A 15700-nucleotide genomic window follows, 5' to 3' on the forward strand; every position below is an offset into this window, starting at 1 on the left:
TGCCGAAGTTGTTTCAAATTCCGCTTTTGCCGTCACGGCTGCGGCTCAGGGTCCGCTACACCGTTCGGTATAAGAAAACCCCTTTCCCGGTCCAACCTCAAACGTGCGGGGTTTACCGAAACCTTACCGCTCGACGGACGTGATTCGTCTTGTAACTTGTTGATTTTATTGGGTGGCATTTGAAGCCTTTCGGGTTGTTACGAGTTCATCTTGTTTAGGGATGATTTTCACAGCCGACCGCACTGCAACACCATGTTTTTTATTCTATTTTTCCCAAAAACAAACCGACAAATACCCTTGACAAACAGAGCCCCCATATGTTCATACTGATGGCAATGATTTAAAAGCATCCCCACTGCTTTGAAAAATATCAAAAAGTAGTGCCGGTGGATTGCCTCTCCCCGTACCGTCCACTGCTGAAATGCCGCCCCCCGGAGACCCAGTTGTGGCCAAGCAACACCATATATCCTCCACAGAAAAACTTCTTGATCTCATTCGCAACGATTCGTCCGGCACCCCTGATCCCGGCCCCGGGGGTCCTGACCTCCCTTCCCCTGAAAAGCTGAACAGCAAAAAAAACTTCTTTACTCCGGGCCGGGCCCGCGGCCTTGTCACCGTGGGGGTTGACATCGGCTTTCATGACATCAAACTGATCAAGACGGTCCAGGTCTCGGAGCAGAATATCCAACTCCTGGCCTATGCTGCAATCACTTTTGCAGCCGAGGCGGACCGGACAAGCGACCGGTTCCCCTTTTTTCTCGGCCGGGAGCTGCGGAAATTCTGCGGAGCCGACCGCAAGGTCGCGCTCTGGAGTACTGTTTCCGCGGCCAACGTGGAAGTCCGTCAGTTGCAGGTCCCCAGGGTTCCCAGGAAACAGCTTGCCGACACCGTGGCCTGGGCCTTTAAGAAGGACCTGCCACTTGATGAACAACGGGTGATCTTTGATTTCGAGGTCCTGGGCGAGACCACGGACAAAGGGGTCAAAAAAACCAGGGTACTCGCCTGTACCGCGCCCAGGTCCGAGGTGGCCGAAATCAAGGAGCTGTTCGCCAAGAGCGGCTACCCCTTGACCGGAATCACCATTGCCCCGTTCGCCCTGCAGAACCTGTTTCGGACCAACTGGATCGCCGCGGATGCCGGCCGGGTGGTCTGTCATCTGTACATCGGCCGCAACTGGTCCCGCATCGACATCTTTTCCCAGGGACAACTGGTGCTGATCCGGGGGATCAAGACCGGGATCAACAGCATGGCCGAGGACCTGGTCGAGGGTCTGAAGGAACGGCTGGCAACCGCCCCGGCCAACGAGCCACCGGTTGCCGACCAACAGGGCCTGTCCCTGTCGCTGGTCGATGATTCCCGGGACGCCGTTGACAGCCCGACCCGGAACCCGACCCTGGAAGAGGCCTGCCGGATTCTCTACAGCATGAATGCCGAGGCCGCGCCGCTCAATCAACAGGAGCCCGGCGCCGGGCTCAGCGAGGCCGAGGTCTTTGCAATCATCCAGCCGGCAATGGAGCGGCTGCTTCGCCAGATCGAGCGCACCTTTGAACATTATGACTCGATATCTCCCAACACCCCGGTCGAGAAGATCTATATTGCCGGCAAGATCGATACCTACCAGCACCTGGTCAGGCACATCGGCGGCCAGCTCGGCCTGCCCTGCGCCACCATTGATCCCTTTGCCCCAAGCCCGGCGGTCCGCAAGGGCGCGGCCCATCCGCGGACCGTCCGGGAACGGGTCTCCTACACCCTGGCCATGGGTCTGGCCCTGGCCAACAACTCCCGCACCCCCAACTTCCTCCATACCTATAAGCAGAAAAAGGCCCAGGCCAGGGCCCTCCTGTTCGAACGGGGCGTACTGCTGACCTTCCTGGTCCTTGCCCTCGTCTGCGGCAGCCTCTTCTGCTGGCAGATCTTTGCGGGCAAGGCGAAAAACACCCGGCTCGATCAACTCAACCGGCAGCTCTCCCAATACAACATGACCCTTGACCGGGGCTTCCTACGGCAGGTGACCGTTCGGATCAAGGCAAAAAAGGAACAGATGCGGGAATACAGCCACCGCTATCTCGGCATGGCGGTACTCAACGAATTGAGCGGACTGACCCCGGAGCGTATTTCCCTGTTCAGCGCCTCCTGCCTGCTGGGTCCGCCGTCCGCAACAGCAGGGCGGGAGAACACGCCGGCCACCGGCAAACGAAAAAAAAATCTGATCATCAACGGCTTGATCCGCGGCGACCGGCAACTGCTCGACTCGGCCCTGGCCGGCTACCTGGCCAGACTGGCCACCTCGCCGCTGTTCGGCCGGCCGGCGCTGCAAAGAAGCAGTATCGACGCCTACCAGGGCGCCATTGTCCTTAACTTCACCCTCTCCGTCGAGATACTCTAGGTGCGACGCATTATGGCAGAAGAGAAACAACTACCCATCAGCGGAAAGAGCATCACCGTTATCCTGATCTGCATCAGCGGGCTGCTGGCCTTTGTTCTCCTGGCGCTCCTGCCCTTGCAACGCTCCCTGGACCGCATGGACCGGGAGATTGCCGCCAAGACGGCCGAACTCAAGGAACGGAAGGAACTCTTCCCGGTTTACCAGGAACTGATCGGCCGGCTCCGGCAGAAAGAGGAACACGGCCTGCCCTTTCCCGAACCGGCCGCCCTGGCCCTGGAAGACCTGGACGGGTTCCTGAAAAATCTCCGGGAAACGATGCGCGGTCAGGGAATGGAGCCCCTTTCAATGACCCCTGATTTCAAATCAATGCCAAGGGACGCCAAGCTGTTGCGGGTAACCGCCTTGTTAAGGGGCGGATTCCCTGCCCTGCGCAAGATTCTGATAGAGCTGGGCCGGGAGCCCGCCCTCCGTCACCTTGAGGAAATCCGGATTAATTCGGCGCCGGGCTTCAAGGAGTTCCGGCTCAAGTTCTGGCTGGCGCTCCAGGCCCGGTAATACTAAAAAAGTAGTACAATGACCCGACGAGAAAAAATTATCCTGCTGATCATGGCAATGGTGGTCGTTTACGGCGGCTATCTGCTGTTCGTGCCCCCGGCGGACATCGAGGAGTATCCTGCCGGAGATACGGCTGAACTGAAGGAAGTGAAGCGGATAGTGGTTGATGCGGCCGCCGAACTGCGCGATAATGATCTTTCCAGGGCCGAGGTCCATGCCATTGCCCGGGCCGAGTCCGGCTGGATCCGGGACGACCTGTTTGTCGACCGGCCGCAACCGCGCCCGGCCGATACCGATGCTGGTGTGGGAAATCCCCTGGCGGCTGATTTTCTCTACTCCGGTTTCCTCCAGGTCGGCAAGGTCAGGATGGCGATCATCAACGGCCTGGAGTATCGAAGCGGCGAGACCATTGAACCCGGCGACTTCATCATCCGGTCGATCCTGCCGCGCAAGGTGGTTATTGAAATGACCGGGCAGCACCCGGACTTCGCCTCTTTTCCGCCTGAATCAAGGAGAATTCTTGTGCCGCTGGCGGAATAAGAGAGCAAGGGGAAACCGACCATGACTACCAGTTTAACCCATCTCATCAACAGAGGACCGTGGCCCGTTGTCGCCATGGTGATGGCCGCTCTCCTGGCGGGGTGCGCTCCGGCCGCCAAAACCGGCCCGAAACAGACGGATACCTTTACCCGGTGGCAGCAACGGGTGGAGACCTCACGGCCCCACTCCCCCTCGCTCAAGGCAAGGGACATCGCCCTGCCGGAGCCGAAGTCCCGGGAGAAAACAGCGGAAAAAAAATCCGCGCCAGGCCGGGCCCTGCCCACCAAGAACGTAACCATGTCCATGCGCAACACGGATGTCAATGTCATCCTCCGCGCCCTGGCCCAGGCTGCCGGCCAGAACATCATGATGAACGCCGGGGTCAAGGGAACCACCCAGGTTGACGTCAAGAATACCCCCTGGAATCAGGTCTTTCTGGCCATACTCCGGACCAGGGGGCTCACCTATGCCTGGGAGGGCAATATCATCCGGGTGATGTCCGTCGAGGACCTGGAGCATGACCTGAAGATCGAGGAGGTCCAACAGCAGCGAAAGTCCAGGCAGATGGAGTCGAAAAAGGTGGGGCCGCTCCTGACCAGGGTCATCCCGCTCAACTTCTATACCATCGACCGGTTAAAGGAGTTCAGCAGCATTGAAAAAAACATCAACACCTCGTCCGACACCACCAGCACCGATCAGAAGAGTAATAAGAAAAAAATAGAGGAACTTTTTGAAAAACTGCTGACCAAGGACGAAAACGGCAAGGAGATCGGCTCGGTCACCGCGGACACCCAGACCAACTCCCTGGTGGTCCACGCCCTGCGGGACGACCTGGCCAAGATCGTGGCCCTGGTGGAGAAACTGGACCGCCCCACCATCCAGGTGCTGCTTGAGGCCCATATCATCGAGACCACCAAGGGTACGGCCCGGGCCCTGGGCATCCAGTGGGCCGGCGCCTATGCCGGCAATGGTCCGGACGGCAACAATCACTGGATAACCGCCGGCGCCAACGCATCCGGAGTCACCGGCGGTTCCCTTAATACCGCTGTCGACCCCCTTGCCGGCAATGTCGTCAACCTGCCGGCCGACCTTACCGCATCCACCCTGCTCGCTGCCGGCAATGGTCTGACCATTGGTTTTGTCGGCCAGAAAATCGGCAGTTATCTGCTTGACGTCCAACTCTCGGCCCTGGAGGCGGCCAATAAGCTGAACATCCTCTCCACCCCCTCGATCACCACCCTGGACAACCAGATGGCGGTGATCGAAAGCGGTAAAACCGTGCCGTTCCAGACCGTGGACAGCACTGGCAACATTAATATCGACTTCAAGGACGCCACCCTGCGGCTGGAGGTCACCCCCCATGTCATTGACCAGGGGCAACTCAAACTGATGATCATCATCAACAAGGATGAGGTGGATTTCACCCAGACCGTGGCCGGCAACCCCACCATCATCAAGAAAACCGCGATGACCAACCTGATCCTGGCCGACGGCGCGACCACGGTGATCGGCGGCCTGAGCAAGGAATCAGACTCCAGGGCCAACTCCGGGATCCCCTATCTCCAGGACCTCCCCGGGGTGGGCAAGCTGTTCAAGAACAATAACAACAGCAGTTCCATGGAAGAGGTGCTGATCTTCATCACCCCGCATATTCTCAAACAGAAAACAGACGCCGCCGCTTACGGCCGCCGTTAAACCACGGTCCTGAACCGAACCCCTGGCATGGATTACTTCAAACTCCTTGATTTCAAGCAGGAACCCTTCTCCAACTCGCCGGACCCGGATCTCTTCTTCCAGTCCGAGCAGCATGTGGGGTGCCTGCAGAAGCTGGAACTCTCGATCAGAATGCAACGGGGCCTCAACGTGGTCATCGGCGAGGTGGGCACGGGCAAGACCACCCTCTGCCGCCAGTTGATCCGCGCATTCGACCACGATCCAAGGGTGAAGGCCCACCTCATCCTTGACCCCGACTTTGGCAACGGCCGGGAATTCCTGACCACGGTGGCAACCATGCTGACCGGCGAGAAACCCGGACCAGACGCCAGCGAAAGGCAGCTCAAGGAACAGATCAAACAGTTTCTTTTCCAGCAGGGCGTGGACAATGACCGGATCATCCTGCTGATCGTGGACGAGGGGCAGAAGATCCCCGGCCCCTGCCTGGAGATCCTCAGGGAATTCCTCAACTACGAGACCAATGACGCCAAGCTGCTGCAAACGGTGATCTTTGCCCAGCCTGAGTTCGAAGACCAACTCGCCGGGCGGAACAACTTCACCGACCGGATCAATTATTACCAGGTCCTGGGACCGCTCTCGTTCCGGGAAACAGGGGAGATGATCCGCTTCCGTCTGGACCGGGCCAGCGAGACCGGCAAGGGTCCCGCCTGTTTCAGCCGCGCGGCCCTGGCCGTGATCTTCCTGGCGACCAGGGGATATCCGCGCAAGATCGTCAATCTCTGCCATGCGATCATCCTTTCCCTGATCATCCAGCACCGGCGCCGGGCCGACTGGTTCCTGGCCTATACCTGCGCCCGGCAGGTCTTCCCCGAACAGGCGCGACACTGGCGCCGGCTCCAGATCGGGACCCTGTCCGGGGTGATCCTGGTCCTCATCATCACCGGGATCGGCGCTGAACTGCTGGCCCCGAAAGATGAAGCCGGCCCGCCACCGGAGACCACGGCCATGATTGCCGCTTCCCAGCCGCAATCGCAACCACAACCGGCCACGGTTGCAACCCGGCCCCCGGCGCCGCGGCCGGCCGGGAGCGCGCCAGCCGGTGAACCGGCGGTGGAACCGGTTGCCGGGCCAGCGCCGGTCACGGTGAACAACCAGCCGCCACCGCCGGCCGCGGAGGTCTCTTCCTCGCCGGCGGTGGCGGAACCGACCCCGGCGCCAATGGCCGCGGCCAAGGTCGCGCCGGCGGCGGACCGCTGGCAGGACCTTGAAACCCTGGGCAAAATCGTTGTCCGCAACAACGATACCCTGGGTGAGATGATCCGCCGGGTCTATGGGCCCTATAGCTTTACCCCGCAGAACACCCGCAAGGTCCTGACGTTGAACCCCCGGATCACCGACCGGAACCGGATCGAGGTCGGCACGGTAATCCGCTTTCCCGCCATTCCCGTGCGCCTGACCCCGCTGGCGGCCCGGGTTCTCTGGGTGCGGACCGGAATGACCAGGGACCTGGAGGCAGCCTATCGCCTGCTCCAGGCCCATGACAAGACCGCCCCGCCGATGCTGATCATTCCAATGCGGGACCAGCCGGGGGAACTGCGATTCGCCATCCTGCTGCAAGAGTACTTCCTGAACCAGGAGAGCGCGGCCCAAGCTGTTGCCGACCTGCCGCCCTCCCTGGCATCCGGGGCCAGGATCATCTCCGGCCTGGACAAGAACCAGGCATATTTCCGCTAACACCATCCCGAGGCATAAGAGGAGCGTGAAAAAAAAGAAGCTGGGCGAGATGCTGGTGGAGGCCGGGCTGTTAAACGAAGAACAGCTCAACTCGGCCCTGGCGGACCAGAAAAACACCAACCTGAAGCTGGGACAGTTCCTCACCCGCCAGGGCATTATCAGCGAACGCCGGATCATGGACCTGGTCGCGCAGCAGCTCAAAATCGATCAGTACAGCTCCGAGGCATACCCGGTTGACCTCAACATGGCCCAGCTGCTGCCGGTGGAGATCGCCCAGAAGTTCCAGGTCGCGCCGTTGCGGAAAAAAGGCTACCTGCTGACCGTGGCCATGGTCGATCCCATGGATATCACCGCCATGGACAAGGTGGAGGTGCTGACCAACCTTGAAGTGGAACCGGTGATCTGCACCGAACAGGAACTGAACACCTTGATCAGCAGTCTCTACGGGATGTATTCGGACCTGGACGGGGTCCTGGAGAGCGTGGACATGGAGGTCTACGGCGCAGACCAGGAGGGGACCGGGGGAAAGGCCGAGGAACTCGACCGGCCCTCGCTCCAGGACCTGGCCGAGGAGGCGCCGGTGGTCCGGCTGGTGAACTCGATCCTGACCCAGGCGGTCCGCGAGGGGGCCAGCGATATCCATTTCACCCCGGAGAAGGACTATGTCTTTCTCCAGTTCCGGATCGACGGCAGGCTCCAGAACGTACCATCGCCTTCCAAGCCCATGTTCCTGCCCATCGTCTCCCGGATCAAGATCCTGGCCAACATGGATATCGCCTCCGCGCGAATCCCCCAGGACGGCCGGTTCACCGTTAAGATGGAAAACAGGGAGATCAACATCCGGGTCTCGACCATGCCCACCACCTATGGGGAAAACCTGGTCCTGCGGCTGCTGGACATGAGCAGCGGCTTCTATTCCCTGGAACTCCTGGGCATGTCTGCAACGGACATGAAAAAGATCCGCGCGATGATCGTCAAGCCCTATGGGATGATCCTGAGTACCGGCCCCACCGGCAGTGGCAAAAGTTCCAGCATCTACTCCATTCTCAAGGAAATCTACCGGCCCGAGTTGAATATCATCACCCTGGAGGACCCGGTGGAATACCGGATGGAACGTATCCGCCAGGTACAGTTGAACCGCAAGGCCGGGATGACCTTTGCCAGCGGACTCAGGTCTGTTCTCCGCCAGGACCCGGACGTGGTGATGGTCGGTGAAATCCGCGACGCCGAAACCGCGACCATCGCCATCCAGGCGGCCCTGACCGGCCACCTGGTCCTGAGCACGGTGCACACCAACAACGCGGCCGGCGCCATTACCCGGCTGCTGGACATGGGCATCGAGCCCTACCTGGTGGTCTCGGTCCTGCTGATGTCCTTTGCCCAGCGGCTGGTGCGCAAGATCTGCCCGCACTGCAGGGAGCCCTTTGATCCGCCGGCCGCGGTCCGGGCCGGCTGGGGGCTGGACACGATAGAAGAGAAAACGCTTATGCACGGCCGCGGCTGCTTCCATTGCAAGGACACCGGCTACCGGGGAAGGACCGGTATTTTCGAGACCCTGATCGTGGACGAGATGGTCCAGGAGATGACCCTGAAACACGCCTCGGCCCGGGAGATCACCCGGGCCGCCAAGAAAACGGGCAGACTCAGCGAACTGCGCGACGATGCCCTGGCCAAGGTCTGCAAGGGAATCACCACCCTGGAAGAGGCCGCCCTGGCGGTAATGATCTGATTCCACCCGATAAACGGACAAGAGCCATGCCCAGTTTCTCCTACCAGGCCATCACCGGCAACGGCAACGCCATCACCGGCACCATTGATGCCGATTCCCGGGATGCGGCGGCCGACAAGCTGAGCGCCCAGGGCTATATCCCGGTCAGGATCAAGTCCGGCGGCAACGGCGCGTTCAACCTTTCCCTTGAAAAGCTGAACGCGCGTCTGGCCAAGGTCTCAGCGCCGGACCTGATCCTTTTTACCAAGCAGTTCCGGACGATGATCAGGGCCGGGATCTCGATCCTCGACCTGCTCCGGACCCTGGAGCTGCAGACCGAGAACCTTAAACTGAAAAAGATCGCCGCCGCCATGGCAATGGACATCCAGGATGGCAGCAGTCTCCACGATGCCTTCAACCGGCACCCCGGGGTCTTCTCCAGCCTGTACCGGAGCATGATCAGGGCCGGCGAGACCAGCGGCATGCTCGCCGAGGTCCTGGACCGGCTCTCCTATATCCTGGAACACGAACATAAGGTCAAGAGCGAGGTCAAGAGCGCCCTCCAGTACCCGATCATCGTGGTGGTGTTCCTGACCGTTGCCTTTTTCGTGCTGCTCACCTTTGTCATCCCCCAGTTCATCACCGTGTTCAGCTCGGCCGGCATCGACCTGCCGCTGCCCACCGTGATCTGCGTGGCCATGTACACATTTCTCCGTGATTACTGGATGATCCTCCTGGCCCTGCTGGTGCCCGGTTCCATCGGCCTGGCCGTCTATCTCAAGACCGAGCAGGGCCGTCTCAACCGGGACGCCCTGCTGCTCAGAATTCCAATCATCGGCCCGCTGTTCGTCAAGGCGGCGATGTCCCGTTTTGCCAGCATCTTCTCCATTCTCCAGGCCAGCGGGGTAACGGTGCTGGAGGCGATCCGGATCCTGTCCGGGACCATCGGCAACGCGGCCATCGGCCGGGAATTCGACCTGGTCCGGGTCCGGCTCGAGGAAGGCCGCGGCATTGCCGAGCCGCTGCGCCATGCCCGGTACTTCCCGCCGATGGTGATCAACATGATCGCCATCGGCGAGGAATCCGGCGACCTGGACGCCATGCTCCAGGAGATCTCGGACCATTACGATTATGAGGTGGAATACGCCACCAAGCAACTGGCCGACGCCCTGGGCCCGGTCCTCACCATCTGCCTGGCCGCGGTGGTCGGTTTTTTTGCCCTGGCCATCTTCCTGCCGATGTGGGACCTGACCAAGATGGTGCAATAGCGCGGCGGCCCGGCGCCGGACCCTGAAATATGCCCGCCAGGGCAGGGATAAAATGCATTGCCCTAAACATGTTCCTGTGCTACTTATCTTGCAATGACCTTCACTTCAAAGGAGGACGGCCCGCATCCGGCCGGCGACCGCGCCAGGCGGGCCGCCATACTCTGAAAAAATGCTGAACAATTATACGGTTGGAGGTATCCCAATGCAGATGGCTCTTAGAAAGCTCCGTAACCAGAAAGGCTTCACCCTGATCGAGATCATTGCCGTGCTGATCATCCTCGGCATCCTGGCGGCAGTGGCAGTGCCCAAGTATCTGAACCTGCAGGACGAGGCCCGGAAAAAAGCGGCCGAGGGCTGCGTCGGCGAGATCAAGGGCCGGCTGGCCACGGCCTACGGCTCCCTTCTGCTGAAAAACAACGGGGTCTCGGGGACCGCGTCCGAGATCCTGACGGAATCCCAACTCCCGACAACAGCCAACGCTACCTTTGGCGACTTTAAAATCACCGTGGCCGCCAATACCGCTGGCGACGGAATTGACATCACCGTCTCTGCCGTCAAAACCGTTGATCTTGACACGCCGGTGACCGACGAGTGGCTCATACCGTAGCCGAGCGTCCGCCGGACCTTTTCATATTGCAACGCCCTGCCGCCTGTTCAACCAGCGGCCCGCATCCCGGCAGGATAAACAGATGGCCCCTCTCCCCGGCAACCGGACCGATAACCACGGTTTCACCCTGGTCGAGATAATCGCGGTTTTGATAATCGTAACGATCGTCGGCGCGGTGGTCCTGTCTCAAACCACCTCGATCACCCGCAACAGGCTGACGGCCGAGGTTGACATGCTCAAAAACAACCTTCGCTACGCCCAGGCCCGGGCCATGAACGACAACGTCCCCTGGAAGATCACCCTGACCTCAAGCGGCTACACCCTTTTCCGGGACAGCACCGCCCGGAACCTGCCCGAAGGAGATTCCAGCCACTCCTTTCCCAGCGGGGTCGCCCTCACCTCCGGCGCAACCACGGTCTCCTTTGATTCCTGGGGAAGCCCGGGGTCCAGCGACATCACCCTGATCCTGAACAACTCCGAGGAGATACTGATTACCGGAAACACGGGATTCATCCCCTGACCGGTTACGATGTAAACTGGAAAAGACCATGGAGACAAAGGAACTGGTTATCTCAAGGGCGGAGATCAGGGCCCGGGTCAAGGAACTGGGCGCGGCCATCACCCGCGACTATGAAGGTCGTTCCCTGGTGCTGGTGGGGATATTAAACGGGGCCTTTGTCTTTCTCGCCGACCTGGTCCGGGAGATCAACCTGCCCCTGGAGGTGGATTTCGTCCGGGTGGCGAGCTACGGCTCGCGCGCAACGGCCGGCGAGATCCGCCTGCTCAAGGATATCGAACTGGCCGTTGCCGGCAAGGACGTGCTCCTGGTCGAGGATATCGTTGACACCGGCCGGACCATTGCCTATCTCAAGGACTATTTTATTAAGCATAAGCCGCGCTCGGTGCGGCTCTGCACCCTGATCGACAAAAAAGAACGGCGCCAGGTAGAGGTGGTTTCCGACTATGCCGGCTTTGAGGTCGGGCACGGCTTCCTGGTGGGCTACGGCCTGGACTATGCCGAGCAGCACCGCAATTACCCGGAGGTATATCAGCTCAACTTAACAACCACCGTCTGAAGACGGTGGGTTAACTTAACGACTGAAAGTCGGGATACGGGTCCAAGACCCGTTTTTGACGTGCTCGTGCTCGTGAACGTGAACGTACTCGTACACGAACATAAGTGCTTTTGGCGAACGACAAGTCCATTTATCGAGCGACTCTCCTTGATAATCCATCCTGCTTGCTCGCAACATATTTATTTTTTTCTTGTCTCGATCACGTTTACGTTCACGAGCACGTTCACGAGCACGAAGTAAAAAAAACTCTTCCCTTCCAACCGGATTCCATTGGAAGTGATAAATCTACCCGCCTGAAGGCGGGGGCTTTAACCTTAACTGGGACCAGTAACGGGCCGGAGGGCAGAGCCCGGGCCTTATCCGGTCAGTCTTCTGATCCTCTCCCGGATGGGCGGATGGGTGCTGAACAGTCGTGACATTGACCGGCCGCTCAACGGGTTGACGATATACATCTGGGCCGTGGCCGGATTGACCTGCATGGGACGTTTTCGGTTATACTCTTCCAGTCGTTTGAGGGCGCCGGCCAGTCCATGGGGCTTGCCGCTGATCTCGGCACCAACGGCATCGGCCTGGTATTCCCGGCTGCGGGAAATGGCCATCTGGATCAGGGCCGCGGCAATGGGGGCGATTATCATCATGGCAATGGTGCCGATCAGGCCGCCGCCCTCTTCATCATCCCCCCTGCCGCCGAAGATCATGGCCCACTGGGCCATGGTGGCCAGGTAACTGATCGCGCCGGCCATGACCGCGGCAACGGAGCTTATCAGGATGTCGCGGTTCTTGATATGGGCCAGTTCATGGGCCAGCACCCCTTCCAGTTCATCGCGGTTCAGCAGGCGCAGCAGCCCCTCGGTCACCGCCACGGCGGCATGTTCCGGGTTGCGGCCGGTGGCAAAGGCGTTGGGGGTGTCACCGGGCATGATATAGACCCGGGGTTTGGGCAGGCCGGCCCTTGTTGCCAGGTTGTCGACCATGGCGTGGAGTTCAGGCGCCTCGACATTGCTTACCTGCCTGGCCCGGCTCATCTTCAGGGCCATCCTGTCGCTGAACCAGTAGGCGAAAAAATTCATCCCCAGGGCCATGACCAGGGCCATCACCATACCGCCCTGCCCGCCCAGGGCCTGGCCGGCAACCATGAACAGACCGCTCAGCGCGGCCATGAGCAAAAAAATCTTGGCAGTATTAATCATAACTGTCCGGAACCTCCTTTAATGAAATAAATCCTGCTGTTGCCGGGCCGCACAACCGATCACGGGGTGTATAATCATGCGTCTGAAAATGACCCCGGACAGCGCAATCAGTGTCATCCGGTGACCAGCGGCCATTGTAACCGTTCACCGGGGGTATGGAATTACGGTAAACTCATGCCCGTAAGCGTTTACCAGTGGCTTAGATTCGTTCATTTGGGACAGCGAAGCATACTGGCGCTATTCGAGCAGGCCCAAATGGGCGAAGATGAGGTGCTGGTGAACGCTTACCGGCCATTTATCCGTAACTGTGCAGCCCGGAAAGCACGTAATTCACCCCATAGTAGGTGAACATCACCGAGGCAAAGCCGATGATGGCAAACCAGGCGACTCTCTGCCCGGCCCAGCCCCTGGTAAAACGAAAATGCAGGGCCGCGGCATAAACAAACCAGGTGACCAGGGACCAGGTCTCTTTCGGGTCCCAGCTCCAGTAGGTGCCCCAGGCGGAGTTTGCCCATACCGCACCGCTGATTATGCCGGCCGTCAACCAGAAAAAGCCGAAAACAAGGGTCTTGTGAATTATGTCCTCAATAACCTTCAGGCAAGGCAACTGGGCCAGGAGCTTGCCGGCCTTGCGCCTTGATTCCGCCCTGTTCTTCAACAGGTACATTGCGCCAAGCCCGCAGGCCACCGCAAAGGCGGCATAGCCGATAAAACAGGTAACCACGTGGGCGATGAGCCAGTTGCTTTGCAGGGCCGGTACCAGGGGGGTGATCGCCGGATTTTTCATTTCAGCCAGGATCATGGCCAGCGCGGCAAAGGGCATGGCAAAGGCGCCGAGGAAGCGGTTTTTATATCTATATTCCAGCCACAGGTAGAAAAGGGCAATGGACCAGGCAAAAAAGACCAGTGACTCGTACATGTTTGACAGGGGCGCATAGCCAATCCCCATCTGGTGCGATTCAACCCACCTGAGAGCGATCCCGGCGGTATTTATCAGCAGGGCGACCAGGGTCGCCGTTGTCGCCGCCAGGCCCAGTTTCCCGGCCCGGAAAACAAAAAGGGCCACATAGAGAACCGCGGCCAGGAGGTAGGCAAAGGTTGTAACACCTAAAAGCAATGAACTGTCCATGGGATACCTCGCATCAATTGGTGTCTGTCCGGATGAAAAAGGTCAGGCCCCGCCACGGGAGGCTGGCCCAGATCACCTGGTCGGCATTTCGTTCTGAATGGCAGTTACAAGGTCAGTTCTTCGTTTCAGCCGAACAGGAGCATAGCGACGTTTTTCAACTTCCCGCCGGGTTGAGCGTACCAGCCTCTCCAGGCAGTTGCCGAGCGCCTCCAGATAATTGCTCCCCTGGCCCAGGACCACAATCTGCCCGGACCTTCTCAGCTTGGCCATGATCCGGCAACGTTTATCCACGCCCCCTTTGGGTCCGTTTATATCAAAAAAACGGACCTTCACCCGCGAGACAACCCCCTCGAACCGGCTTAGCGAAAACCGTAGCAGATGCCTGGCCTGGCGGGATACATCTTCGTCTATTCCCGCCTGTTTGCTGTTTATTTCAAGTATCATCACGGGTCCCCTTTTTTAAAAAAAATTTTCACCGCAGAATACGCAGAGGCAGCAGAGGCCGCAGAGGCCGCAGAATGCTTATAAAATAATACCAAAATACAATTGCAACAAATAGAAAATTATGTTATTAACTTTCGAAAAAAACGAACTAAAAAAAACCATGGAATGGCTTAACTATCACCATTTATACTACTTCTGGTCAGTGGCCCGGGAGGAAAGCATAAGCCGGGCCAGCGAACGGCTCCGCCTGGCGCCTTCCACCATCAGCGCCCAGGTGGCTAAACTCGAAGAGATGCTGGGCGACAAACTCTTCCACCGGGCCGGCCGCGGCCTGAAACTGACCGAGACGGGACAGGTTATCTTCCGCTATGCGGACGAGATCTTCACCCTGGGCCGGGAGATGCTGGACACTGTGCGGGGCCGGCCCGTATCCGGGCCGTTGCGTCTGGTTGTCGGCATCGTGGACGCCCTGCCCAAACTGGTGGTGCGCAAACTCCTGGAGCCGGCCCTGCGGCTGCCCGAACAGATCCGCCTGGTCTGCCATGAAGGCAAAGAGGAACAACTCCTGGCGGAACTGTCCGTGCACAGCCTTGACATCATGCTGACCGACACCCCGGTGAAACCGGGACTGAGTGTCAAGGCGTACAGCCATCTGCTGGGAGAATGCGGGGTGAGTTTTTTTGCGGTCAAACGGATCGGCGCCGGGTTGCGGGAAGGCTTCCCCGGGTCGCTGGACGGCGCGCCGATGTTATTGCCCAGCCCGATGTCAGCCCTGCGCGGTTCCCTGGACCGCTGGTTTGATTCCGTGAATATCAGGCCGATGATCACCGGGGAGTTCGATGACCAGGCCCTGCTCAAGGTGTTCGGCCAGGCCGGGGATGGTGTTTTTGCCGCCCCCTCGATAATAGAAGAGGAGGTGCGGCGGCAGCACAATGTAATGGTTGTCGGACGCGCCGAGGCGGTGAGGGAACAATTTTACGCCATCTCGGTGGAACGGATCATCAAGCATCCGGCAGTGGTTGCCGTACAAAAGGCGGCCTGTTGCTCTATTTTCAACGCTGAACACTGACTGGCATGGCCAGAGCATAATCGGCCGGCCACAACGAACAATGAGAATATCCGCGGACACGGAGCTTCGGCCGGGGCGACTTTCATCTGCGGCACCGGTACTCACCGGCCCCAGCCGGAGTCCTCCCCCAGTTCCCGGCCCAGGTAACGGTCCGGGCCGCAGACCCCGCGGCCCGGACCTGAATCTCCAGGAGGGTAAGGTTTCGGTAAACCCCGTACGTTTGAGATTGGACCGGGAAAGGGGTTTTCTTATACCGAACGGTGTAGCGGACCCTGAGCCGCAGCCGTGACGGCAAAAACGGAATTTGAAACAACTTCGGC

At 59.5% G+C, this 15700-nt stretch carries 13 protein-coding genes and 2 pseudogenes; 12 read left to right on the plus strand and 3 right to left on the minus strand.

Annotation, left to right across the window (positions count from 1 at the left end):
• Positions 1 to 445 precede the first annotated feature (445 nt).
• From pilM to hpt, 11 genes and pseudogenes are all read left to right on the plus strand, one after another.
• Entirely contained in the window at positions 446 to 2386 is a 1941-nt protein-coding gene (gene pilM / locus L3J03_10220) for a pilus assembly protein PilM (GenBank protein MCF6291355.1), read from the plus strand.
• A 12-nt stretch (positions 2387 to 2398) separates the two neighbouring features.
• Positions 2399 to 2941: a hypothetical protein gene (locus L3J03_10225; GenBank protein MCF6291356.1), complete on the plus strand. Its 543-nt coding sequence runs from the start codon at positions 2399 to 2401 to the stop codon at positions 2939 to 2941.
• Positions 2942 to 2959: 18 nt separating this feature from the next.
• Positions 2960 to 3481, plus strand: coding sequence for a general secretion pathway protein GspB (locus tag L3J03_10230; protein MCF6291357.1), 522 nt, complete (start codon positions 2960 to 2962; stop codon positions 3479 to 3481).
• A gap of 21 nt (positions 3482 to 3502) precedes the next feature.
• On the plus strand, positions 3503 to 5176 hold the full coding sequence (gene pilQ / locus L3J03_10235; protein MCF6291358.1) for a type IV pilus secretin PilQ: 1674 nt from the start codon (positions 3503 to 3505) through the stop codon (positions 5174 to 5176).
• 150 nt (positions 5177 to 5326) lie between these two features.
• A pseudogene (locus L3J03_10240) lies at positions 5327 to 5674 on the plus strand (ATP-binding protein).
• A 546-nt stretch (positions 5675 to 6220) separates the two neighbouring features.
• Positions 6221 to 6388 (plus strand): annotated as a pseudogene (locus tag L3J03_10245) (energy transducer TonB).
• A 526-nt stretch (positions 6389 to 6914) separates the two neighbouring features.
• Positions 6915 to 8618: a GspE/PulE family protein gene (locus L3J03_10250; GenBank protein MCF6291359.1), complete on the plus strand. Its 1704-nt coding sequence runs from the start codon at positions 6915 to 6917 to the stop codon at positions 8616 to 8618.
• A 26-nt stretch (positions 8619 to 8644) separates the two neighbouring features.
• Positions 8645 to 9865 carry a type II secretion system F family protein gene (locus L3J03_10255; GenBank protein MCF6291360.1) on the plus strand — a complete coding sequence of 407 codons (1221 nt, stop codon included), beginning with the start codon at positions 8645 to 8647 and terminating at the stop codon, positions 9863 to 9865.
• 208 nt (positions 9866 to 10073) lie between these two features.
• Positions 10074 to 10472: a prepilin-type N-terminal cleavage/methylation domain-containing protein gene (locus L3J03_10260; GenBank protein ID MCF6291361.1), complete on the plus strand. Its 399-nt coding sequence runs from the start codon at positions 10074 to 10076 to the stop codon at positions 10470 to 10472.
• 82 nt (positions 10473 to 10554) lie between these two features.
• A complete protein-coding gene (locus L3J03_10265; protein ID MCF6291362.1) occupies positions 10555 to 10992 on the plus strand; it encodes a type II secretion system GspH family protein in 438 nt (145 codons plus the stop codon).
• 28 nt (positions 10993 to 11020) lie between these two features.
• The gene (gene hpt, locus L3J03_10270) at positions 11021 to 11548 is read left to right on the plus strand and encodes a hypoxanthine phosphoribosyltransferase (GenBank protein MCF6291363.1); all 528 of its coding nucleotides are present in this window, start codon (positions 11021 to 11023) and stop codon (positions 11546 to 11548) included.
• Positions 11549 to 11904: 356 nt separating this feature from the next.
• On the opposite strand, the gene htpX is transcribed toward hpt, so the two are convergent.
• From htpX to L3J03_10285, 3 genes are all read right to left on the minus strand, one after another.
• Positions 11905 to 12738 (minus strand): zinc metalloprotease HtpX, encoded by an 834-nt coding sequence (gene htpX / locus L3J03_10275; protein ID MCF6291364.1) that lies wholly within the window; start codon positions 12736 to 12738, stop codon positions 11905 to 11907.
• 295 nt (positions 12739 to 13033) lie between these two features.
• Positions 13034 to 13867 carry a c-type cytochrome biogenesis protein CcsB gene (ccsB, locus tag L3J03_10280; GenBank protein ID MCF6291365.1) on the minus strand — a complete coding sequence of 278 codons (834 nt, stop codon included), beginning with the start codon at positions 13865 to 13867 and terminating at the stop codon, positions 13034 to 13036.
• 72 nt (positions 13868 to 13939) lie between these two features.
• A complete protein-coding gene (locus tag L3J03_10285) occupies positions 13940 to 14311 on the minus strand; it encodes a hypothetical protein (GenBank protein ID MCF6291366.1) in 372 nt (123 codons plus the stop codon).
• 160 nt (positions 14312 to 14471) lie between these two features.
• Between L3J03_10285 and nhaR the strand changes: the two genes are divergently transcribed.
• A complete protein-coding gene (gene nhaR, locus L3J03_10290) occupies positions 14472 to 15380 on the plus strand; it encodes a transcriptional activator NhaR (GenBank protein MCF6291367.1) in 909 nt (302 codons plus the stop codon).
• The last annotated feature ends 320 nt before the right edge of the window (positions 15381 to 15700 follow it).

It is taken from the genome of Desulfobacterales bacterium (genome assembly GCA_021647905.1).
In the GTDB taxonomy this organism is placed as follows: domain Bacteria; phylum Desulfobacterota; class Desulfobulbia; order Desulfobulbales; family BM004; genus JAKITW01.